General features: G+C 40.9%; 21 protein-coding genes. 18 read left to right on the top strand and 3 right to left on the bottom strand.

Annotation, left to right across the window (positions count from 1 at the left end; genetic code table 11):
* Positions 1 to 30 precede the first annotated feature (30 nt).
* Positions 31 to 2,445, bottom strand: coding sequence for a transglycosylase domain-containing protein (locus BAU16_RS01700; protein ID WP_048604930.1), 2,415 nt, complete (start codon positions 2,443 to 2,445; stop codon positions 31 to 33).
* A 170-nt stretch (positions 2,446 to 2,615) separates the two neighbouring features.
* Here BAU16_RS01700 and BAU16_RS01695 point away from each other — a divergent pair, with 170 nt between their 5' ends.
* Together BAU16_RS01695 and BAU16_RS01690 are read left to right on the top strand one after the other, a co-directional pair.
* Positions 2,616 to 3,527 (top strand): AEC family transporter, encoded by a 912-nt coding sequence (locus BAU16_RS01695; RefSeq protein ID WP_161526287.1) that lies wholly within the window; start codon positions 2,616 to 2,618, stop codon positions 3,525 to 3,527.
* A gap of 65 nt (positions 3,528 to 3,592) precedes the next feature.
* Positions 3,593 to 4,486, top strand: coding sequence for a deoxyribonuclease IV (locus tag BAU16_RS01690; protein WP_161526286.1), 894 nt, complete (start codon positions 3,593 to 3,595; stop codon positions 4,484 to 4,486).
* A gap of 98 nt (positions 4,487 to 4,584) precedes the next feature.
* Here the strand turns inward: BAU16_RS01690 and ndk are convergent, their stop codons facing one another.
* Positions 4,585 to 4,983, bottom strand: a complete 399-nt coding sequence (gene ndk, locus BAU16_RS01685) for a nucleoside-diphosphate kinase (RefSeq protein WP_048604933.1) — start codon at positions 4,981 to 4,983, stop codon at positions 4,585 to 4,587.
* A gap of 219 nt (positions 4,984 to 5,202) precedes the next feature.
* Between ndk and BAU16_RS01680 the strand changes: the two genes are divergently transcribed.
* The 9 genes from BAU16_RS01680 (at position 5,203) to thrB (ending at position 16,171) form a co-directional block, all read left to right on the top strand.
* The gene (locus tag BAU16_RS01680; RefSeq protein WP_048604934.1) at positions 5,203 to 5,424 is read left to right on the top strand and encodes a YneF family protein; all 222 of its coding nucleotides are present in this window, start codon (positions 5,203 to 5,205) and stop codon (positions 5,422 to 5,424) included.
* A 637-nt stretch (positions 5,425 to 6,061) separates the two neighbouring features.
* Positions 6,062 to 7,810: an ABC transporter ATP-binding protein gene (locus BAU16_RS01675; RefSeq protein WP_161526285.1), complete on the top strand. Its 1,749-nt coding sequence runs from the start codon at positions 6,062 to 6,064 to the stop codon at positions 7,808 to 7,810.
* Complete coding sequence (locus BAU16_RS01670; protein WP_137605063.1) at positions 7,810 to 9,591, top strand: ABC transporter ATP-binding protein; 1,782 nt, start codon at positions 7,810 to 7,812, stop codon at positions 9,589 to 9,591. The genes BAU16_RS01675 and BAU16_RS01670 overlap by 1 nt, the downstream gene beginning before the upstream one ends.
* Before the next feature lie 111 nt (positions 9,592 to 9,702).
* Positions 9,703 to 10,644 (top strand): thioredoxin-disulfide reductase, encoded by a 942-nt coding sequence (gene trxB, locus BAU16_RS01665; protein ID WP_161526284.1) that lies wholly within the window; start codon positions 9,703 to 9,705, stop codon positions 10,642 to 10,644.
* A 130-nt stretch (positions 10,645 to 10,774) separates the two neighbouring features.
* Positions 10,775 to 12,502, top strand: coding sequence for a phospho-sugar mutase (locus tag BAU16_RS01660; RefSeq protein WP_161526283.1), 1,728 nt, complete (start codon positions 10,775 to 10,777; stop codon positions 12,500 to 12,502).
* Positions 12,503 to 12,580: 78 nt separating this feature from the next.
* Positions 12,581 to 12,874, top strand: a complete 294-nt coding sequence (locus tag BAU16_RS01655; protein ID WP_048604939.1) for an ArsR/SmtB family transcription factor — start codon at positions 12,581 to 12,583, stop codon at positions 12,872 to 12,874.
* Positions 12,875 to 12,999: 125 nt separating this feature from the next.
* Positions 13,000 to 14,250, top strand: coding sequence for a homoserine dehydrogenase (locus BAU16_RS01650; RefSeq protein ID WP_161526282.1), 1,251 nt, complete (start codon positions 13,000 to 13,002; stop codon positions 14,248 to 14,250).
* A 2-nt stretch (positions 14,251 to 14,252) separates the two neighbouring features.
* Entirely contained in the window at positions 14,253 to 15,311 is a 1,059-nt protein-coding gene (gene thrC / locus BAU16_RS01645; protein WP_161526281.1) for a threonine synthase, read from the top strand.
* Entirely contained in the window at positions 15,308 to 16,171 is an 864-nt protein-coding gene (gene thrB, locus BAU16_RS01640) for a homoserine kinase (protein WP_161526280.1), read from the top strand. Before thrC ends, thrB begins: the two co-directional genes overlap by 4 nt.
* A gap of 62 nt (positions 16,172 to 16,233) precedes the next feature.
* Here thrB and BAU16_RS01635 read toward each other — a convergent pair whose 3' ends face one another.
* A complete protein-coding gene (locus tag BAU16_RS01635; RefSeq protein WP_137605066.1) occupies positions 16,234 to 17,085 on the bottom strand; it encodes a pyruvate, water dikinase regulatory protein in 852 nt (283 codons plus the stop codon).
* Positions 17,086 to 17,179: 94 nt separating this feature from the next.
* Here BAU16_RS01635 and BAU16_RS01630 point away from each other — a divergent pair, with 94 nt between their 5' ends.
* From BAU16_RS01630 to BAU16_RS01600, 7 genes are all read left to right on the top strand, one after another.
* Complete coding sequence (locus tag BAU16_RS01630; protein WP_048604944.1) at positions 17,180 to 17,608, top strand: Fur family transcriptional regulator; 429 nt, start codon at positions 17,180 to 17,182, stop codon at positions 17,606 to 17,608.
* A 170-nt stretch (positions 17,609 to 17,778) separates the two neighbouring features.
* The gene (gene rpsU / locus BAU16_RS01625; protein WP_002287321.1) at positions 17,779 to 17,955 is read left to right on the top strand and encodes a 30S ribosomal protein S21; all 177 of its coding nucleotides are present in this window, start codon (positions 17,779 to 17,781) and stop codon (positions 17,953 to 17,955) included.
* 33 nt (positions 17,956 to 17,988) lie between these two features.
* The gene (locus BAU16_RS01620) at positions 17,989 to 18,432 is read left to right on the top strand and encodes a GatB/YqeY domain-containing protein (protein ID WP_048604945.1); all 444 of its coding nucleotides are present in this window, start codon (positions 17,989 to 17,991) and stop codon (positions 18,430 to 18,432) included.
* A gap of 158 nt (positions 18,433 to 18,590) precedes the next feature.
* The gene (locus tag BAU16_RS01615; protein ID WP_137605067.1) at positions 18,591 to 19,568 is read left to right on the top strand and encodes a PhoH family protein; all 978 of its coding nucleotides are present in this window, start codon (positions 18,591 to 18,593) and stop codon (positions 19,566 to 19,568) included.
* 26 nt (positions 19,569 to 19,594) lie between these two features.
* Positions 19,595 to 21,796 (top strand): HD family phosphohydrolase, encoded by a 2,202-nt coding sequence (locus BAU16_RS01610; protein WP_161526279.1) that lies wholly within the window; start codon positions 19,595 to 19,597, stop codon positions 21,794 to 21,796.
* Positions 21,796 to 22,269 (top strand): rRNA maturation RNase YbeY, encoded by a 474-nt coding sequence (gene ybeY / locus BAU16_RS01605; RefSeq protein WP_048604948.1) that lies wholly within the window; start codon positions 21,796 to 21,798, stop codon positions 22,267 to 22,269. Before BAU16_RS01610 ends, ybeY begins: the two co-directional genes overlap by 1 nt.
* A complete protein-coding gene (locus tag BAU16_RS01600) occupies positions 22,253 to 22,648 on the top strand; it encodes a diacylglycerol kinase family protein (RefSeq protein ID WP_171000791.1) in 396 nt (131 codons plus the stop codon). The genes ybeY and BAU16_RS01600 overlap by 17 nt, the downstream gene beginning before the upstream one ends.
* Positions 22,649 to 22,656: the final 8 nt, after the last annotated feature.

Below are 22,656 nucleotides of genomic sequence, written 5' to 3'. Positions count from 1 at the left end.
CGGCTCATCCATCGGATGAACCGTCTTTTTTTATTCATTTTTGTCAGTTTCTTTTTCTTCTTCCTTTTTCTCGTTCGCCTGATTCGTAGTATTTTGCGAGGTTGCGCGATTTGTTGAAGAAGTGGTTTTGGTTGTAGTTTTAATTGCTTTGTTCCAATAATCTAAATAGTTTGCATCTGTTCCGCCGATGCCGAATTTAAAGCTGCTTTGAGGAACGGTATCGGTTGCCCAGTAGGAGGTTGTGGTGTCTTTCGGCGTTTGGACCGAGCGATTGTTTACTGTAACAGTTCCAGGTAAGGCACCGGTGAACTTCGAGACGGTTGCTTTTTTTACACTTTTATCGAGTGTAAAGGTTTGTTCCGTAGCAAAAACATCCGGGCTTGCCATATAAATACGATTGACTAAATTTGCTAGGTATTGACCGGTTCGTTGTCCGGCATCCTGATCATTTTTTGTTGTATTGTCGTCAAAGCCTGACCAACTGCTGATGGTTACGGAAGGTGTTGACACAATCAGCCAAGAATCCTTGTAATAATCTGAAGAACCAGTTTTACCAATCCAATCGGCTTGTGCAAGGTACCAATTCAAATTATTGATAGAAGATTTGAAAGGTGTTGTAATTTGTGCATCCAAAACACTGCGCATCAAGTCATTCATAATCGATGCAGTTGCAGGTGAATATACCTGAACTGGATTTTCTTTGTGTTTATAAATTGCATTTCCTTGATTGTCTGTAATTGATTCAATCAAGTAGCCTTCTTGGTACACACCGCCATTTGCCAGCGCTTGGAAACCATTTGTCTGCTGCAAGGTCGTGACGTCCATTGGTCCAAGTGGGGCAGACTCAAAACTCCATTCATCTAAAGCTGTATAATTCATTTTCTTCAAATAATTTTCATAAGCAAAATTAGCCGAAGTATTTTGTTGCAAGTCCTGATAAACGTGATAGGCAGGAATATTGGTTGATTCATTCAAGGCTTCACGAACGGTCTGGAAGGTTTTCGATCCCTTATTGGTGGCATTCACGATATCTTCGCCAGCATTTTCACCAGCTTTCCAACTGGTTGGATAATCAGACACCCGAGTTTCTGTTCCAATCAGTCCTTGGTCAATTGCCGGACCATAAACTAGAACCGGCTTGATGGAGGAACCAGCCGCCCGCATGGTATCGAAGGCATGATTGTTTTGATTTTTTGAAAAATCGCGACTGCCAACAAAACCGAGAATTCGTCCAGTTTGATTGTCCATCATCACATTCCCAACTTCGACACGATCACCATTGTAATTATCCAATAGGTAGCCGTAATCTGCGACACCTTGTTGCATGGCGTCAAAAATCGCTTTGTCGATCGTCGATTTGACGGTATAGCCGCCAGTGACCAGTTCGTTTTTAGCTAATTCAAGGTATTTTTGATGGGTTTCGTCTTTATTAAATTCTTCCGTAGAAAGTTTGTCATTTGTAGCCAATTGTTTGGCGACGATTTCTTGTGCTTCTCCTAGAACAGTGTAGTAAAGAAAACCATGATCATTCGTAGTGGCATTTTGCCGTTTCAAGAAGTCTTTTTTTAAGTCGTAGTTTTTAGCTTCCTCGTATTCTTTTTTCGTAATGGCATGGTTGCGGTACATACTGAATAGAACAAAATCCTTTCGTTCCAAGCCGGCAGTCAGATTTTCTTTGATCTCACCGGTGTTATCATAGGGACTGTAAATAATTGGGCTTTGGGGAAGTCCGGCGATAAATGCCGCCTGAGCAAGATTGACATCCTTGGCATTTTTTCCGAAGATTCCTTTTGCTGCTTCTTGAACGCCTGCAATATTTTGGCCTTTATTGTTTCGACCAAAAGGTGAGACATTCAAATAGAGGGTAACGATTTCATCTTTACTGAAAAATTTTTCCACCTCCATCGCCAAAAGAATTTCATTGGCTTTACGTTTGAAGGTAGTTTCACTGCTCAACACCTGTTGCTTGACGATCTGCTGGGTCAATGTAGAGCCGCCACCACCGCCAAAACCGATGGCTTCGGATAGCAAGGCACGAACCACTGCTTTGGGAACGACCCCATTGTGCTCGTAAAAATATTCATCTTCTGTCGAAATGATTGCTTTTTTAATCAGTTCGGAAATTTGATCGGATTTAATCGTTGTTCGCATTAAATCTGATCGAATCGTGGCGATTTCTTTGCTGTCAGCATAAGTCAATTTGGAGGTTTCTGAGATATCCCCCAAAGATTTTTGGAGTTCTTTTTTTGTTGGCGTATTTGTATCTTCTACCAGATAGGCAAAATAACCAGCACCAATCCCAGCAGCAAGTGCGCCACCGATAATCAAAACAGCTAGGCCGACAAGCAGCAGTGAATGTAAGACGCGTAAACTAATATTGAAATAAAACCAGCCTTTTGATTTCTCGGAAAAAGGCTCTTGTGTTTTTTTTCCTTTTTGGGGCACGATTTTCACCTCAGTTTTATTTGGGTACCGTGTTATTATAGCAAAAATCAGAAAAAATGAATAGATGCTTAGCAAATGCTTAGAATTTCGGCAAATGTTTTTACGGACTTTCTTTCCCAAATGATTTCAGGTACTATGAACAGAGAATAGGCGTAGTGAAGGGAGCAAGTATGGCGACAATTTTAATCAATGCAGTTGGATTATTTGTTATTATTTTTTTCGGATATTTATTAAAGCGCTTAAATTTATTATCAAAAGCAGATGGAACGACGCTTTCAATCATCATTTTGACCATCACGCTGCCAGCCACGATTATTGTTAATTTTGCTTCTTTGCAAATAAAAAGCAGTTTATTTCTGCTGATTTTTTTAGGCTTCGGACTTTCTATTTTACAAGTATTCGTCAGTTGGTTGCTGACTAAAAAAGAAGCACCTATCAAACAGGAATTTATGATGTATATGGCTTCGGGATTTAATATTGGAAATTTTACGCTGCCCTTTGTCCAAAGTTTTTTACCCATCGGAATTCCCTTGATTTCCATGTTCGATCTGGGAAACAGCATCATGCTGGCTGGAGGAACAACCGTACTGGTGGATCATCTGGTAGGGAAGAATCAGCGCTTCGATTTGCGAAAAGTTTTGTGGAAACTATTTCGTTCGATTCCTTATACCGCTTATTTGGTTATGCTGTTGTTGCGGGTAGGTTCCATTGAATTACCGGAAAGTTTGTTGACCGTGTTGCAACCGATTGCTTCTGCCAACACCTTTCTTTCGATGTTTATGATTGGTCTTTTTTTGGAATTGCGACTGCCTAAAAGTGCGCAACGAATCGTTTTGCAAAGTTTAGTGCTGCGCTATGGCATAGGTCTTGGGCTGGTAGCGCTGTTTTTATTTTTGCCCTTGCCACAGTTAGGCAAATTGGTGCTGTGTTTGTTGGCGGTGGCGCCAATCGCTACTTTTAACGTAATCAATGCAGTGGCTGCGGGGGTGGAGGAAGAAATCGTCGGCTTTTGTTCTTCCGTCAGTTTTTTACTCAGTTTAGGATTGATGACCGTGATTTTGTTATTATTTGGCGGAATATAAGCAGAAAAGTTGCCATCTTTTTGCTTCATTGGAGATAATAGGAAACAGAACTGGAGGAGAAAACTATGTTGATTGGTTCACATGTATCTATGAGTGGGAAAAAGATGTTATTGGGAGCGGCAGAAGAAGCAGCGGGATATCAGGCGACGACTTTTATGATTTATACCGGTGCTCCGCAAAATACACGCCGCAAGCCCATCGAAGAATTAAATATTGAGGCAGGACAAACCTTTATGAAGGAGCATTCTTTAAGTAATATCGTTGTTCACGCTCCTTATATCATTAATTTAGGTAATACGATCAAGCCGCAGAATTTTGGCTTTGCTGTTGATTTTTTGCACACAGAAATTCAACGGGCGCAAGCATTGGGAGCAACTCAAATTACACTGCACCCGGGAGCGCATGTGGGCGCTGGTGTTGACGCTGGGTTGCAGCAGATCATCAAAGGTTTAAATGAAATCTTGGAGAAAGATCAAATTCCGCAAATTGCGTTGGAGACGATGGCGGGAAAAGGAACGGAATTAGGCAGAACTTTTGAGGAATTAGCCGTCATTTTTGATGGAGTGACCTTAAACGAGAAATTGTCGGTTACCTTAGATACCTGTCACACAAACGATGCAGGTTATAACGTCAAAGAGGATTTTGATGGCGTGTTGGAAGAATTTGATAAGATCATTGGGTTGGAGCGTCTGAAAGTGATTCACGTAAATGATTCAAAAAATCCACGGGGCTCTCACAAGGATCGTCATGCAAATATTGGTTTTGGAACGATTGGTTTTGACGCCTTGAATGCCATCGTTCACCATGAAAAATTGAAAGATCTGCCAAAAATTCTGGAGACACCTTATGTAGGAGAAGACAAGAAGAATAAAAAAGCACCTTATGGTTTTGAAATTGACATGTTGCGAAAACAAACTTTTGATCCAAATCTTTTGAACAAAATAAATCCTTCCCTTTAATTGGAAACAGTAAAAATACGGGAACAAAAAAAGGACTCAGAAAGTCCCTTTCGTTAAAAATGGCTGGCGGAACGTGTTCGTTCTGCCTTTTTAATGTGTTACGGGAAAAAACGTGTGATTTCTTTTTCCGCAGCTTCCAGACAATCGGAGGCATGGATGATATTTTCTGATTTGTTGACTGCAAAATCTCCGCGAATCGTGCCGGGATCAGCTTCCAGTGCGTTGGTTTTTCCTACCATTCTGCGGACGATCTCAATAACATTTTCTCCCTCTAATACAAGATAGATTACGGGACCAGAAGTCATATAGGTCACGATTTCGTGGAAAAAGGGTTTTTCGATTAGATGCTGGTAGTGGGTGTTAGCCATCTCAGGAGTCATCACTCCCTGCCGCATTTGAGTGATAGTCAACGTTCGATCTTCAAAGCGCTGAATGATTCGCCCAATCAATTTTCGTTTTACACCATCTGGCTTAATGATTACCAATGTTTGTTCCATTTTCATCACCTCGTCTTTTTTTCAGCTTATCATGTTTTCAAAGCTTTGAAAACGATTTCTTCTGTCTTTTTTTCTTTTTTGGAGATTTACTGATTTTTTGCTGAAGAAAACAAGGGAATTATTTCAAAAAAAAGCATGAATTTTGGAAAACGCCTTTTCTTTTTAATGATTTTCTAGTAAAATAACTCATTGAGACTACCAGAGAAAGGAGAGATTTACATGAATGCAGGTATTGTTATATTGATTGCGGTTGTCGCATTAGTAATCGGCGCTGTTGGCGGGTTCTTTTTGGCGCGTAAATATATGAAAGATTATTTAGAAAAAAATCCTCCCGTTAATGAGGATATGTTACGAACAATGATGATGTCTATGGGGCAAAAACCATCTGAGAAAAAAATTCGTCAGATGATGCAACAGATGAAAAATCAAACGAAGAAATAATCGTTTGTTTTCTGAGACGAGTAACTGACAACGGGCTGATTTTTTCAGCTCGTTTTTTTCATGGCGTGAGTTGTAAGATTATTCAGAAAATTCAAAAGTTTGGATAAGATTATCAGTTCCACTTATCTCAAGTGCATTAGAGGAATGAGGATAGGGCGTGACAATCAAACTAATTTTTCGATAAGAAAAATTAATTCTATAAAAGGAACAAGGATGTCAGTTCCACTTACCTCAAGTACACTAGTGGAATGAGGATAGGGCATGACAATCAAACTAATTTTTCAATAAGAAAAATTAATTCTATAAAAGGAACAAGGATGTCAGTTCCACTTACCTCAAGTACACTAGTGGAATGAGGATAGGGCGTGACAATCAAACTAATTTTTCGATAAGAAAAATTAATTCTATAAAAGGAACAAGGATGTCAGTTCCATTTACCTCAAGTGCACTAGTGGAATGAGGATAGGGCGTGACAATCAAACTAATTTTTCGATAAGAAAAATTAATTCTATAAAAGGAACAAGGATGTCAGTTCCACTTACCTCAAGTACACTAGTGGAATGATATACGGCGTGACAATCAAACTAATTTTTCAATAAGAAAAATTAATTCTATAAAAGGAACAAGGAGGAGAAAAATGTCGATTTTTAGAAAGTTAGGTTGGTTTTTTAAGCAAGAGAAGAAAAGCTATATCGTGGGGGTCACCTTCCTGATTTTAGTTGCGGTGGTGCAGTTGGTTCCCCCTAAAGTAATCGGAATCATTATTGATGAAATTGCAGAAGACAATATTCATTTAAATATTATCGTGTTTTGGGTCATTATTTTGTTGGTTGCGGCAGTTGCGGTTTATGTCTTCCGCTACATTTGGCGAACCAATATTTGGGGAAGTGCCGCACGGTTGGAAAAAGATTTGCGCCGGCAACTTTTTGATCATTTTACAAAAATGGACCATGTATTTTATCAAAAATATCGTACCGGTGATTTAATGGCGCATGCCACCAATGATCTGAATGCGATCCAAAATGTGGCGGGGGCTGGAATTCTGACCTTTGCGGATTCCTTTATTACCGGCAGTATGACCATCGTTGCCATGATGTTGTTTGTTGATTGGCGCCTAACATTGATTGCATTGATTCCACTGCCTTTGTTGGCGTTGACTTCACGAGTGCTGGGTTCACGATTGCATGATGCTTTTCGGGAATCTCAGGAAGCCTTCTCTACCATCAATGACAAAACGCAAGAAAGTATCACTGGAATGAAGGTAATCAAAACCTTTGGACAAGAACAGGAAGATTTAGCAGATTTTAGTTTGAAGATCGATAATGCCATCAGTAAAAATCGGCGGGTTAATTTTCTTGATGCGCTGTTTGATCCCTTTATCACGTTGATTATTGGTGTTTCTTACGTGATTACGATTATTCTTGGCGGAAAATTTATCATGGAAGATACCATCACCATCGGGCAGTTGGTTTCCTTTATCAGTTATATTGGTATGTTGGTATGGCCAATGTTTGCCATTGGTCGGTTATTCAACGTCTTAGAGCGAGGAAATGCCAGTTATGACCGGGTTTCCGGACTATTGGGAGAAAAAACCCATATCGTTGAGAAAAAAGATGCTGTTAAAACAACTGCAAAAGGTGCAATTAATTTAGACGTTGCATCCTTTACTTACCCGGATGATGATCATCCAACCTTGGAGCAAATCAAGTTCACTATTCAAAAAGGGGACACATTGGGAATTGTTGGGAAAACCGGTGCTGGTAAAACAACGATTTTAAAATTGCTGATGCGGGAATATGACGATTATGAGGGGAAAATTATTTTTGGCGAGCATGATGTGAAAAATTATTCGTTGAATGCGTTGCTGCATGCGATTGGTTATGTTCCTCAAGATCATTTTTTATTCTCCATGACGATTCGTGACAATATTCGCTTTGCTAATCCGGCGTACACCCAAGAAGAAGTTGAAACAGCTGCTTCTTTGGCAGTAATCAATGAAGATATCAAAGGTTTGCCGGAAGGATACGATACGCTGGTGGGGGAACGCGGGGTTTCTCTTTCAGGGGGACAAAAACAACGGATCTCAATTGCTCGAGCATTAGCAGTCGATCCAGAGTTGTTGATTTTGGACGATGCTTTATCTGCCGTCGATGCCAAAACGGAAGAAGCGATTTTGCACAATTTAAGAGAATACCGAAAGAACAAAACAACAATTATTTCTGCTCACCGTTTAAGCAGCGTCATGCATGCCAAACAGATTATCGTATTGGATGAAGGACGAATCATTGAACGAGGCACCCACAGCGAATTGCTGGCATTGAATGGCTGGTACCGCAGAATGTGGGATAAACAGCAGCTAGAAGCAAAAATTGAAGGAGGAGAATAATGGAACAACATCAATCAGAGTGGACGAAATCAATTCCCTTCAAAGAACAAAAAACGATCATCAAGCGATTATTCGTTTTTGCACGTCCCTTTCGCAGCACCTTTTTTGTAGCAATTCTTTTTGCTCTTGTGTTATCTGTTGTCAACGTTATTTTGCCGCGGATCATCCAAACGTTTATGGATGATTACTTGACTGAAAAAAACGCGACGACACAAATCATTTTATTTTTTGCCGGACTTTATCTCTTTGGTGTAATCGTTAAAGCAATCATCTGGTTTTTCCAATGGTTTCTTTATTCGATGGCTTCCTTGAAAACCTATCAGTATATTCGAGTAAAACTATTCGAAAAATTGCATACGTTAGGGATGCGCTATTTTGATCAAACCCCTGCCGGTTCAATCGTATCACGGGTGACCAACGATACGGAAACACTTTTTGAGTTCTGGTATGTCTTTTTAATGGTATTGACAGGGATTTTTGCAGTAATTTCCTCTTTTATCGCCATGTTTCAAATCAGCCCTAAAATTGCATTGGCAAATCTTTTGTTTTTGCCGATTTTATTAGTGGTCATATGGTACTATCAAAAATTCAGCTCCCGAATTTATCGACAAATGCGGGAAAAGTTGAGTCAACTAAATACGAAACTAAATGAATCAATCTCAGGAATGCAAATCATCCAACAATTTCGTCAAGAAGCTCGCTTGAATCAAGAATTTGAAGAAATCAATGATGATTACTTGAAAACCCGATTCGCCATGATTAAAACCAACTCACTTTTGCTGGCACCAATCATTAATTTTCTTTATGCGATCGCCATTGCTTTGTCATTGACGCTTTTCGGATTTGATGCCTTGCATTCTCCTGTTGAAGTAGGGTTGATTTACGCCTTTACTACTTACGTTCAGGGCTTTTTCAATCCCATGACGCAAATGATGGACTTTTTGAGCGTCTTTACCGATGGAATGGTGGCAGGCAGCCGAATTCTAAAAATCATGGATAATGAAGAAGCGACACCACAACAAAATGCCGATGCAAAAGAAGTTATCCAAGAAGGAGAAATCGAATTTCGTCACGTAAGTTTTTCTTATGACGGCAAAAATAATGTGTTGAATGATATTTCGTTTGTTGCCCGACCTGGAGAAACTGTGGCACTTGTTGGTCATACCGGTAGCGGAAAAAGCTCAATCATCAATGTTTTGATGCGTTTCTATGAGTTTAGCGAAGGACAGATTTTGATCGATGGAAAAGACATCCGTGAATTTCCAATCGAAGAAATTCGTAAAAAACTTGGCTTAGTTCTGCAAGATGCGTTTATGTTTTACGGGGATATCTCCGACAACATTCGTTTGCTGAATAAAGAAATCTCTGACGAACAAATCGAAGCAGCTGCCCGTTTTGTTCAAGCAGATCATTTTATTCAACAACTTCCTGGCGGCTACCATGCCAAAGTGATTGAAAGAGGTGCCAGCTATTCCAGCGGACAACGGCAATTGATTTCCTTCGCCAGAACAATGGTGACCGATCCTAAAGTGCTGGTTTTAGATGAAGCCACCGCCAATATCGATACAGAAACAGAAGGCTTGATCCAAGAAGGATTGGCAAATATGCGGCAAGGGCGAACAACAATTGCTATTGCCCACCGTCTCTCAACGATTCGCGATGCTGATTTGATTCTCGTATTGGACAAAGGAAATATCGTGGAACGAGGCAATCATAGTGAGTTACTGATGCAAGATGGTTTGTATGCGGATATGTACAAATTGCAAAGTAGTGAGGTATAATTTGCAAGAGTTGATTTTGTTAATAATTGGAAAAGCTTCAAGCAGAAGATTAGACAGAATGGCAAAACTAAACTAAAGTTAACTTACAAATTATAAGTGGGGGATTTTTTAATGTATGATGTAATCGTAATCGGTGCCGGACCTGCCGGAATGACAGCCGCACTTTATGCTTCTCGGTCAAATCTATCCGTGTTGATGATTGAACGAGGAGCACCTGGCGGACAAATGAACAATACCGCCGAAATCGAAAATTATCCGGGATTTGATTCCATCATGGGACCAGAACTCGCTATGAAGATGTACGAAGGTGTTTCCAGATTTGGCACAGAAAATGCTTATGGGATCGTCCAAGACGTCGTAGATCATGGCGCGTATAAAGAAGTCTTCACTGAAGATGAAAGCTACAAGGGCAAAACCGTGATCGTAGCTACTGGCTGTGTACATCGCAAGCTAGGCGTTGCCGGTGAAGAAGAATTTGCCGGTCGCGGCGTTTCTTACTGTGCGGTTTGTGATGGTGCCTTTTTCCGCAATAAAAAATTATTAGTCATCGGCGGTGGTGATTCAGCAGTAGAAGAAGCAATTTATTTGACTCAATTTGCTTCTGAAGTCATCATTGTTCACCGCAGAGAAGAATTGCGAGCACAAAAAATCATCCAGGACCGGGCATTTGCCAATGAAAAAATTTCTTTCATGTGGAATTCGGTAGTAGAAGAAATAGAAGGCAATGAAGTGGTTGTCACAGGCGCAAAGATTCGCAATGTCAAAACCAATGAAGTTCACGAAGAAAGTGCGAACGGAATCTTCATCTATGTAGGATTGGACCCACTGTCTGGACCAGTTAAAAACCTAGGCGTCACAAATGAAGCCGGCTGGATTTTGACGGATGACCAAATGCGGACTTCCATCCCTGGTGTTTTTGCTATCGGTGACGGACGGGAAAAAACGTTGCGTCAAATCACAACAGCAGTTGGTGAAGGCGGAATCGCCGGTCAACAAGTATTTAATTATTTAGAAGAACAAAAAGAACATCCTGAGAATATCGTCGCAAAATAAACGAAAAGTATCTGTTGATTTCAGCAGATACTTTTTTTGTTCTTTAAGGAGTTTGCAGTAGTTTTGTTGGCGTGTACAAAAAGGCGTGTTATACTTAAAAGGTGAAATTAAATGAAAGAGGTGTTATTTCATGTCTTGGGAACAAGTGTATGAACAGTGGATAAACGATGCCAATTTAGAAGAAACACTAAAAAAACAGCTAGGTGATTTACAAGAGGATCCAGAAAAATTAGAGGATGCCTTTTATGCGCCGTTGGAATTTGGAACTGCCGGTATGCGGGGCATCTTAGGACCGGGTATCAACCGAATGAATATTTATACTGTCCGTCAAGCAACGGAAGGATTGGCGCTATTTATGGATGAACAAGATCCAGAAACACGTCGCCGTGGGGTTGCAATCGCTTATGATTCGCGCCATTTGTCACCAGAATTTGCGATGGAAGCAGCAAAAACTTTGGCAAAACATAATATTCCTACTTATGTTTTTGAAAGTTTGCGTCCGACGCCGGAATTGTCTTTTGCGGTGCGCTATTTGAAAGCATTTGCTGGAATTATGATTACTGCTTCTCACAATCCTGCAGCCTACAATGGCTATAAGGTTTATGGGGAAGACGGGGGGCAAATGCCACCAGCTGATGCGGACCGTTTGACAACCTTTGTCCGTTCAATTATCAATCCATTGGAAATCAATGTATTGTCAGATGAAGAAGCAGAACATAGTGGACTAATTCATATTATCGGTGAAGATGTCGATCTTCCTTATTTAAAAGAAGTAAAAACGGTAACGATTAATCAAGAATTAATCAATGAGATGGGTAAGGAATTAAAATTGGTGTACACTCCATTGCACGGTACCGGAAAAATGTTGGGAGAAAAGGCATTGCAACAAGCCGGTTTCGAAAAATTTGTCATTGTTCCAGAACAAGCAGAGCCAGATCCCAATTTCCGTACCGTTCATTCGCCTAATCCTGAAGAACATTCGGCCTTCGAATACGCCATCAAATTAGGAGAAAAAGAAGATGCAGATCTTTTGATTGCTACTGATCCAGATGCAGACCGTTTAGGTGCAGCCGTTCGTTTGCCTGATGGTACTTATCAGGTTTTAACAGGAAATCAACTAGGTGCATTGATGGTTCGTTATATTTTAGAGGCCCACAAACAAGCCGGAACATTGCCAGAAAATGCAGTAGTGTTAAAATCGATTGTTTCCAGTGAATTGCCAACAGTGATTGCACAAAATTATCAAGTGACAATGCTAAATGTTTTGACTGGTTTTAAATTTATTGCTGAAAAAATCAAACAATTTGAAGAAGATCATTCTCATACTTTCATGTTTGGTTTTGAAGAAAGCTACGGCTATCTAGTAAAACCCTTCGTTCGGGATAAAGATGCGATCCAAGCATTGGTTTTATTAGCCGAAGTTGCCGCTTATTACAAGAAACAAGGCAAGACACTTTACGACGGTCTCCAAGATATTTTTGAAGAATATGGTTACTTTAGTGAAAAAACGATTTCTGTTACTCTTAGTGGCTTAGATGGCCCAGCAAAAATCAAACAAATCATGAATAAGTTCCGAGAACAAGCACCGTCTTCCTTTGCCGGAGTTCCTGTTGTACAAACTGAAGATTTCAAACAATTGACACGAGTGGGCTTAGACGGTAACATGCAAAAGATGACTACACCGCCATCAGATGTTCTGAAATATATGATGGAAGATTCTAGCTGGATTGCCGTTCGTCCTTCCGGAACAGAACCAAAAATCAAATTCTACATTGGTGTAAAAGCTGACTCAGAAACGGCAGCAACACAACGAGTGGCTGCTTTGGAAGCCGCCATCAACAAAATCACGAATGACTAGCAAAAAGCCGTAGACGGAATTGGAAAAATCAAAATCCGCTGCGAATAGTTTTTTGAAATGATTGAAAGAGGGAAAAACATGGACCGATATTCATTAGCAGATGTCGAAAAAATCAGCCAATTATTCAAAGTGTTAAGCGATCCTACTCGGTTAAAAATTTTGATGTCGCTAGATGAAGGGGAACGCAACGTGACTTCTATCGCAACCGTTGTTGCAATGGAACAATCGGCTGTTTCCCATCAATTGAAACTTCTGCGGGAAAAACGAGTGGTAAAAGCACGCCGCGAGGGGAAAACCATGTTGTATAGTTTAGATGATAATCATGTGATCGATATTTTAGAACAAACACTAAAACATATCCATCACCAATAAAAAATTGGGGCTTTTCTTTTAAGAAAAGCCCTAGTTTTTTTGAGTCAATTTTGGTATGCTAGATAAAATTAGATGAGAAAAGAATGAATGTGTTTTAATATCATTATTAGTTAAGGAGGCATTGTATGAAGAAACTAACAATCGGAATCCTCGGTTTAGGAGTCGTTGGCACAGGTGTTCTAACGATTTTAGCGGAACAGCAGGAACAGCTTCGACAGCGGGGAATTGATTTGACGATTACAAAAGCGTTGGTGCGTAAAGCAGAAGACAAAACGGACCTTGCAAAAAAATACCATATCCAATTGGTCCATGATGCCGAAGAAATTTTGACAGATCCTGCCATTGATATTGTTGTGGAGGTAATCGGCAAAATCCATCCTGCCAAAGAATTTATCACAACGGCTTTGAAAAACGGCAAACATGTAGTGACTGCAAACAAGGATCTTTTGGCACTCCACGGGGAAGAATTGTCGCAACTTGCCCAGCAGCAGGATTGTTTTCTTTACTATGAAGCAAGTGTGGCGGGAGGTATTCCGATTTTGCGCACTTTGCAAAACAGCTATCTCGCAGATGAAATCACTGAAATTAGTGGAATTATCAACGGTACGACTAATTATATGTTAACTCAAATGAAAGAAAAAAAATTGTCCTACGAAGAAAGTCTGAGCCAAGCGCAACAGTTAGGCTTTGCAGAATCAGATCCGACAAATGATGTGGATGGTTTCGATGCGGCCTACAAAACCATTTTATTAACGGCATTTGCCTTTGATATGTCACTTTCTTTTGAGGAGCTTACGATTGAAGGAATCCGAGATATCCAAAAAGAGGATATTCGCACCGCCAACCGATTAGGGTATGAGATAAAACTAATTGGTCGAGGGCAACGAATTGGAGATGCAGTTTATGCAGAGGTGGCTCCGATGTGGGTTCCTCAACATCATCCTTTAGCCACAATTCGCAATGAGTTTAATGGTGTTTTTGTTAAAAGCCGTGGTATCGGTAGTGGAATGTATTACGGACCTGGGGCAGGCGCACGACCGACAGCCACCAGTGTTGTAACGGATTTGGCAACTATTGCAGAAAATCTACAAGCAGGACTTCCTAAGCTGCCTTTTTATGGAACGCTGGGACCAAAGAAATTAGCCGCCGCCGATAAAGTACTTTCTCGTTACTATTTGTCGTTTACACTTTCAACAGAAGAGATGCCGCAGTTACGGCAACAATTAGCAGCCGCAAAGATTACCGGCACAGAAGTTTTGTCGCCGGATGATCCCACTCGATTCGTTTTGCTGACGGATCCATTGACAGTCACACAGGTACAATCGATCAATGTGGACGCAAACCTTGATCGTCGAATGAAAATATTGGAGGAATAGCCATGTATGAAGGATTACTAAAAAAATATCAAGCGTATTTACCAATCACCGATAAAACACCACAGCTTTCTTTAGCAGAAGGGAATACTCCTTTGATTCCGCTAACTAGTTTATCTAAAGAACTGGGAATTAATTTATATGGAAAATATGAAGGCTTGAATCCCACCGGATCTTTTAAAGACCGTGGAATGGTTATGGCGGTAGCAAAAGCTGTAGAAGAAGGGGCAAAGGCAATTATTTGTGCTTCTACTGGGAATACCAGTGCCGCAGCCGCAGCCTATGCAACAAGAGCCGGTATCAAGGCATACGTTGTCATTCCTGATGGCAAAATTGCAATGGGAAAATTGGCACAGGCAATTATTTATGGTGCCGATATCATTTCCATTCCCGGCAACTTCGATGAAGCATTGAAAGCCGTTCGTGATATTGCAAAAACAGAAGCTGTTGCTTTGGTCAACTCTGTCAATCCCTATCGATTGGAAGGGCAAAAAACCGCCGCTTTTGAAGTCTGTGAACAATTAGGAAAAGCTCCCGATGTGTTAGCAATCCCAGTAGGTAACGCGGGAAATATTTCCGCTTATTGGAAAGGATTCAAAGAATGGCACGAAAAACAAGGCACCACATTACCAAGAATGCATGGATTTGAAGCAGAGGGTGCCGCAGCAATCGTCAAGGGACAAGTAATCGAGCAACCTGAAACTGTAGCGACAGCGATTCGAATCGGCAATCCAGCAAGTTGGAAATTAGCTGAAGCCGCTCGTGACGAATCAAATGGCTATATCCATTCAGTTACAGACGAAGAAATTCTCAATGCTTACCGTAAAGTAGCCAGCCAAGATGGTGTCTTTGTTGAACCGGGATCAGCAGCATCTCTTGCTGGTGTAATCCAACATGTGAAATCTGGAAAAATCAAACAAGGTGAAACTGTTGTTGCGGTCTTCACTGGAAATGGATTAAAAGATCCCGATACTGCTATCAATGCAACAAATACGATCATCCACAAAATGAGTGATGTAGAAGAAATGCGCAGCCATCTTCGTGAAGGAGTGGCAAAACTATGAAAATCCGCGTGCCGGCAACAAGTGCCAATCTAGGTCCGGGTTTTGACTCTTGCGGAATTGCGTTAAATCGCTATTTGGTTATTGAAGTGATCGGTCAAAGTGAAGAATGGCAGATCGACCACAATTTATCTGACGAAATTCCCAGCGATGAAAAAAATCTGCTGATTGAAATTGCACGACAGGTCGCGCCGGAGCTTACTCCCCATCGCTTGAAAATGACCACGGATATCCCAGTTGCTCGCGGCTTGGGCAGCAGTTCTTCCGTAGTAGTAGCAGGAATCGAGCTGGCCAATCGTTTGCAGCACTTGAATCTGACAGAAGAGGAAAAAGTAGCATTGGCTACAAAATTTGAAGGACATCCAGACAATGTGGCACCCGCTATTTGCGGCGATTTTGTCGTAGCAAGTTCGTTGGATGGAGAGACCGATTACGTCAAACACTATTTTCCCGATTGTGGGTTCATCGCATTTATCCCGAATGAAGAGCTTTTGACAAAAGAGAGCCGACAAGTTTTGCCGCGGGAATTGCCCTTTGCAGAAGCGATTAAAGCCAGCAGTGTTGCCAACGTGATGATCGCTGCCGCAATCAAAGGGAATCTTCCCCTTGCTGGAAAAATGATGGAGCAAGATCGGTGGCACGAACCTTATCGTCAGCGACTCGTTCCCCATTTGCCTGCTGTGAGACAGGTTTGTCATGAAGAAGGGGGATATGGCTGCTTTTTAAGCGGCGCAGGACCCACCGTGATGGTATTAGCTTCAACTACCAAAAGCGAGAGAATTATCAGCCGTTTGAAGGAACTATCCTCTCATGCTGCAGTTGAATTTTTACAAATCGATCGAGAAGGTGTTCAAGTCTTTTAAAAAAAGAACTGTCTGCAGAATTTCCAACGGTTATCTGTTGGTTGTCTGCAAACAGTTCTTTTTTAATTGTCATTGGATTCTGTAACAAAGTAGCTGTGGTCTTCTAGATCCAGAGCATTCATGATTAAGGAAGCTGTTTCTTCGATGGAAAGAGTCGCTACATTAATGACTACACACCCTAATTTTTGGTAGAGGTCGTTTGCAAATTCTAATTCTGCCCGAATTTTTTCAATATCGGAATAGGCAGTATCTGGATTCAGACCATACGAACGCATCCGTTCCTTACGAATACTGTTCAGCACGTTTGGATCATTCGTCAAACCGACAATTTTCTTTGGATCAACTTCCCATAGTTGCTTGGGGATGTGGGCTTGCGGGACCAGCGGTAAGTTGGCGACCTTCAAATTTTTATTTGCCAAAAACAAACTTAAGGGTGTTTTTGAGGTGCGGGAGACACCTAACAAGACAATGTCGGCTTCTAAAAAACCGCGGGGATCTTTGCCATCGTCATATTTGACAGCAAATTCCATCGCTTTGATCCGTTTAAAATAATTCTCATTCAGGTGATGCAGTGCACCAGGTTCTCTGGAGGGAGTGATTCCGCTACGTTTTTGGATTTCCAGTACAACCGGATTTAAAATATCAAGACTAAATAACTGGCTTTCTTCACAAAATTCCTTGACGATAGTCACCAATTCTTCGTTAATCATGGTGTGTAAGACCAAGGCATTCTGTTTTTTTGCATCTGCCAAAGCTTTCAGCAATGTTTCCTTGTCATTGACAAAGGTTCGGCGAAAAAGATTGAATTCAACTGTCGAGTATTGGGCCATTGCCGCTTGTGCTAATTTGGTTGCCGTTTCTCCAGCGGAATCGGAAATTACAAAAAAGGTTAAAATTTGTTCCTCATTCGTCATTTTGCAAAAACCTCACTTGTTTTTTTAGATAATCTATTATACCATACAGAAGAGATTTAATTCGTAATCATTCTGATTTAGGAGGAGCGAAAAAATGGCAGTTCAAACGTTACTCGACCATGCAATGACCACATTAAAAAAAAGCGGGTTTAAACATACCAAAAAAAGAGAAGCAATGATTACCTTTTTAGTCAAACGCAATCGCTATGTGTCTGCTCGAGAAGTACACGAGCATATGACGGACTTATTTCCAGGTTTAAGCTATGACACTGTTTATCGAAATTTGCATGATTTTGCAGAAATTGATTTATTGGAAGAAACCGATTTGAACGGAGAGATGAAATTTCGGTTTCATTGTTACCAAGGACATCATCACCACCATCATTTTATTTGTACCGTCTGCGGAAAAACAAAAGAATTGACGATTTGTCCCATGGATTTTTTTGAGGAACAATTACCCGGATGCAAGATTGAAGGACACCGATTTGAGATTTTAGGTCGTTGTGAGGCATGTCAATCGTAATTTTTTGCAGAAAAGACCGATTTAGGCGAAAGTATTTGCAATTTTTCGTGGAATATCTTGACACCCAAATTTTACTTGGTTATAATTTTTTAAGGACAGTCTTGTTTTTTGAGATTAAAATTTCAATGACAAAAACGGTTACTTTTTAGGCTCGGAGGGAGGGAATTTACATGTCAAAAACAGTGGTTCGCAAAAATGAATCTCTTGACGATGCTCTTCGTCGCTTCAAACGTTCCGTGTCAAAAGCCGGTACTTTACAAGAATCTCGCAAGCGTGAATTCTATGAAAAACCTAGCGTACGACGCAAGAAAAAATCTGAAGCAGCTAGAAAACGCAAAAAATTCTAGTTTTCGGCTACTTGAAGAACTGGAGCTGGTAGTGTGTCACTACTAAGTACACTGAACGATGATATGAAACAAGCGATGAAAGCAAAGGATAAGGACAGATTGCAGGTGATTCGCATGTTGAAAGCCGCCGTTCAAAACGAACAGATCAAAGCGAGTCGCGATTTGAATGAGGAAGAGGAATTGACGTTATTGTCTCGTGAGATGAAACAACGTCGTGATTCGTTGACTGAGTTTGAAAAAGCAGGTCGTGAAGATTTGGCAGAAAAAGTGAAAACTGAAATTGCTATTGTTGAACAATATCTTCCTGCACAACTTTCTGAAGAAGAAATTCGTCAAATCGTTGCTGCAGCGATCGAAAAGACTGGTGCTGCTTCACCAAAGGAATTTGGTAAAGTCATGGGTGCTGTGATGCCGCAAGTGAAGGGCAAAGCAGACGGTAACCAAGTCAACGCGATCGTCAAAGAGTTATTACAATAATTTCGTTGATTTGTGAATTGGGACAAGGATCAATTGATCTTTGCCCCAATTTTTTTCTTTCTCACGTGGAGTGACGCGCAGAGAAAAGGGAATATTTTTCTTTTACATAGAGTGTGGTATTATTGGGGAGTAAAGATCAGCAAAGGAGATGCACCTATTTGACAGAAGAAACGACTTCTCTGGAAATAAAATTAACAGAGGCCGATGACATCAGCATGTTGTTAGGCGCTCATGACAATCATATCAAATTGATTGAAGAATATACGGAAACGACGATCCGCTCTCGGGGAGAAATGATCCAACTTGAGGGAACGAAGGAATCAGTCAAAAAAGCAAAGGCAGTGATTCAAGCATTACAGACCTTAATCAATCGAGGAATTCATGTAGGAACGCCAGATGTCGTTGCTGCTTTAAAAATGGTTGAAAAAGGCAGTCTTGATTTTTTTATTGCCATGTATGAAGAAGAAATCCTAAAAGACCGGACCGGCAAACCTATCCGGGTAAAAAATTCGGGACAAAAAAAATATGTAGATGCCGTTCGTTCCCACGACGTTGTTTTTGGTGTGGGACCAGCAGGAACCGGAAAAACATTTCTAGCGGTAGTTTTAGCGATTGCTGCGTTAAAAAAAGGCGAAGTGCAAAAGATCATCTTGACTAGACCTGCCGTAGAAGCCGGAGAAAACCTGGGCTTTTTACCGGGAGATTTGAAAGAAAAGGTCGATCCTTACTTACGTCCGGTTTATGATGCACTGTATCAAATTTTCGGTGTGGATCATACCAATCGACTGATGGAGCGGGGAATCATCGAAATTGCACCGTTGGCCTATATGCGGGGACGGACTTTAGAGGATGCCTTTGTAATCTTAGATGAAGCACAAAATACCACGATTGCCCAAATGAAAATGTTTTTGACCCGGTTAGGGTATCAATCTAAAATGATCGTTAATGGCGATACCAGCCAGATCGATTTGCCAAAAGGCGTGATGAGTGGTCTGGTACATGCGGAAAGAACGTTGCAACCTATTAAAAAAATTGCTTTTGTCAATTTCGAAGCTGGGGATGTCGTTCGTCATCCAGTCGTTGCAGAAATCATTGAAGCCTACGATAAGGCCAGTTTAAAAAGCGATACGAAGTAATTGAGAGATTCTCAGGAGGTGAGAAGATGATTATCAAACCCCTTCAAAAAATTCGTGAAAAACTCGGGAAAGCTTATTTGCCGCTGTTGTTCCTTCTTTTTTTCGGCAGTCTTTTTTTGACACTTTTTACAAGTGTGAAGCAAAAAAATGTTGATTATCAAGAAGGTCAGGTAGCAAGTGAAAGTATCCGGGCAAATAAGACGATTGAAAACACGGCTGCCACAGAACAAAAGCGCAAGCTGGCTGCCGAGGCGGTCACGCCGGAATATACCTATCAAGAGGATCTGGCAAATACGCAGCACGATCGAATCTCACAGCTTTTTACCTTGATTCGACAAGTCAAAACAAATTTGGCCGAGGATTACGAAAAAGCGCAAAAAGATGCCAAAGAAGGCACAACAATCCCTAAACCAACCGTGGATGAACACGTGGCAGCGCTAAAAAAAGAATTTGAAAAATTGGATGCAGAGACCGTTGCCTTTTATCAACGAATCTCCAGCCAATTTTATCAGCTTATTTTTACGCTGACGGATACAGATGTTTCAACGGTTGAAACCAATGCGCTGTCAATTCTTGATCGGGAAATGGGCAAACAAATTCGAGAAAGTGATTTGGAAGGAGCAAAAAATCAAGCTTCTGAATCGGTTTCTAAGCTTTCTACCAGTGACAATAATCAACGAGCAATCAATTATCTATTGGATCAAGGAATCGTCATCAATGATTTCTTGAATGAAAAACGGACGGAAGAATTGCGGGACGCTGCCCGCGATTCGGTTCAGCCGGTGATGATTTATCAAGGTGAAATTTTGGTTCGGGAAGGTTCTCAAATCGATGCTACTGTGATTGAAAAACTAAAATTGTTAGGTTTGACTAGTCAAAACACATCAATTTTTCCAATCGTTGCCATGATTTTAGCCCTTCTTTTACAAATTGCGGTTATGGCGTACTTTGCCCGTCAATTTCACGGGGATGAGTCTAAAATGAACGCATTGACGTTTTATGCCGTTGCAATGGTGTTCAGTATTGTTTTAATGAAGTTTTTCCAAATTTTTCAAACGGAATTGATCCCTTATATTCCGTTGTTTTACCCGGCAGCGTTTGTTCCGTTGGTCTTGAATTTCTTTGTCAATCGACGAACGGGAATTTTAGCTGCGATGTTTCAGGTGATCGCTTCTTTGTTTATCTACTATGACGCGATTGGAACGAATCTGTTGACAATCATTTTAATCTCCTATCTTTTTTCAGGGATGATGGGGGCGATTGTTAAGCGGGAGCGGATTTCAAAACAAGGCTGGCCGGCAGTAATGTGGATCATCGTGTTTCCTTTCTTGATGACCTTAGTATTGATCGTCTTCCAAGGGATGAATTTTTCTGATTCAAAAACCTGGATGACAGTTATCTGTGGTTTGGCGGGAAATATTTTATCCTTCTTATTGACGATGGGGTTGCATCAGTATATTGAGCTGCTGGTCACGGATAACAGTGTGATCGTGCTTAATGAACTTAGTAATCCCAATCATCCGTTATTGAAACAACTTCTGGAAGAAGCACCGGGAACCTATCACCACAGTATGATGGTGGCAAATCTCAGCGCAAATGCAGTTGCCGAAATTGGCGGACGCTCATTATTGACTCGAGTTGCTTGCTACTACCATGATATTGGCAAATTGAAACATGCTAATTTCTTTGTTGAAAATCTGCCGGCAGGAGCAGAAAATCCTCATAATTTTCTGCTTCCAGAAGACAGCAAACAAATTATTTTTGGTCACGTTATCGATGGTGCCAAAATTTTAGAAGAAGAAAAAATGCCGCAAATGGTCATTGATATTTGCCGCCAGCATCACGGAACAACCTTGATGAAGTATTTCTATATCAAAGCACAGGAACGCAATCCGGAAGTTACTGAGGCAGAATTTCGGTATCCCGGCCCCAAACCGCAAACGCGGGAAGCCGGTATCGTAAACATCGCAGATAGTTGTGAAGCAGCAGTGCGGGCGATGGATAATCCAACGAATGAAAAGATTCGGGCTTTCGTGCATAACCTAATCGTGGATCGTATTTTAGATGGTCAGTTGGACGATACTGGATTAACTTTGAAAGAAATCAATCAGATTGAAAAATCACTGGTTAACGGATTGTGCAGTACCTTCCATTCTCGGATTAAATATCCAAAAATGAAATCCGAAGCGGAAAAAATGAAAGAAGAACAAGAAAGAAGCGAAGAATAATGGAAATTACCTTTATGGATGAAACAAATTCTGTTTCCGAAAACAAAATCCACGAGATTGACGAGCTGCTGCAATTTGCCGCAAATTATTTGGAACTTCCGGAAAACACTGAAATGTCCGTGACTTTCATGGATAATGCGGCAATTCAGGTAATCAATCGTGAGTATCGCGGCAAAGATGCACCTACTGATGTCATCAGCTTTGCGTTGGAGGAAACCGGCGAGGGGGAGGTTCCGGTGATTTTTGAGGAAGAAGTTTCTCTGCCACGAGAATTGGGCGATATTATGATCTCAATCGAACGCGCCCGAGAACAAGCCGAAGAATATGGTCACAGTTATGATCGTGAATTGGGCTTCCTAGCCCTACATGGCTTCTTGCACATCAACGGGTACGATCATATGGTCCCAGAAGACGAGAAGGTCATGTTTAGCCTACAGAAAGAAATCTTAGATGCCTATGGACTCAAACGATAGAAATACAAAGAAAAATAAGAACTTTATAACTTCGGTTGAATTTGCTTACACGGGAATTAAAACTGTATTTAAAGAAGAACGGAATATGCGTAAGCATGTGGTATTTGGTCTGCTGGCTTTGATTGCCGGAATTATTTTTCAACTTAGCCGAATGGAGTGGCTTTGGCTGCTCGCAGCCGTGTTTCTTGTTTGGCTTGTAGAGATTATCAATACGATTTTTGAAAACATTGTCGATATGTTTACGGACTTTCACTTTCATCCCATCGGAAAAAAAGTGAAGGATATGGCAGCCGGGGCAGTTTTATTGACGGCACTTTTTGCGATTGTGGTGGGAATGATCCTTTTTCTACCTAAACTTTATCTATGGATTTTTCATTAAGAAATGAG

It is taken from the genome of Enterococcus sp. JM9B (assembly GCF_009933265.1).
Taxonomy (GTDB): Bacteria; Bacillota; Bacilli; order Lactobacillales; family Enterococcaceae; genus Enterococcus_C; species Enterococcus_C songbeiensis.
The sequence above is the reverse complement of the archived record's forward strand: the minus strand, read 5'-3'. Positions and strand labels throughout refer to the sequence as shown.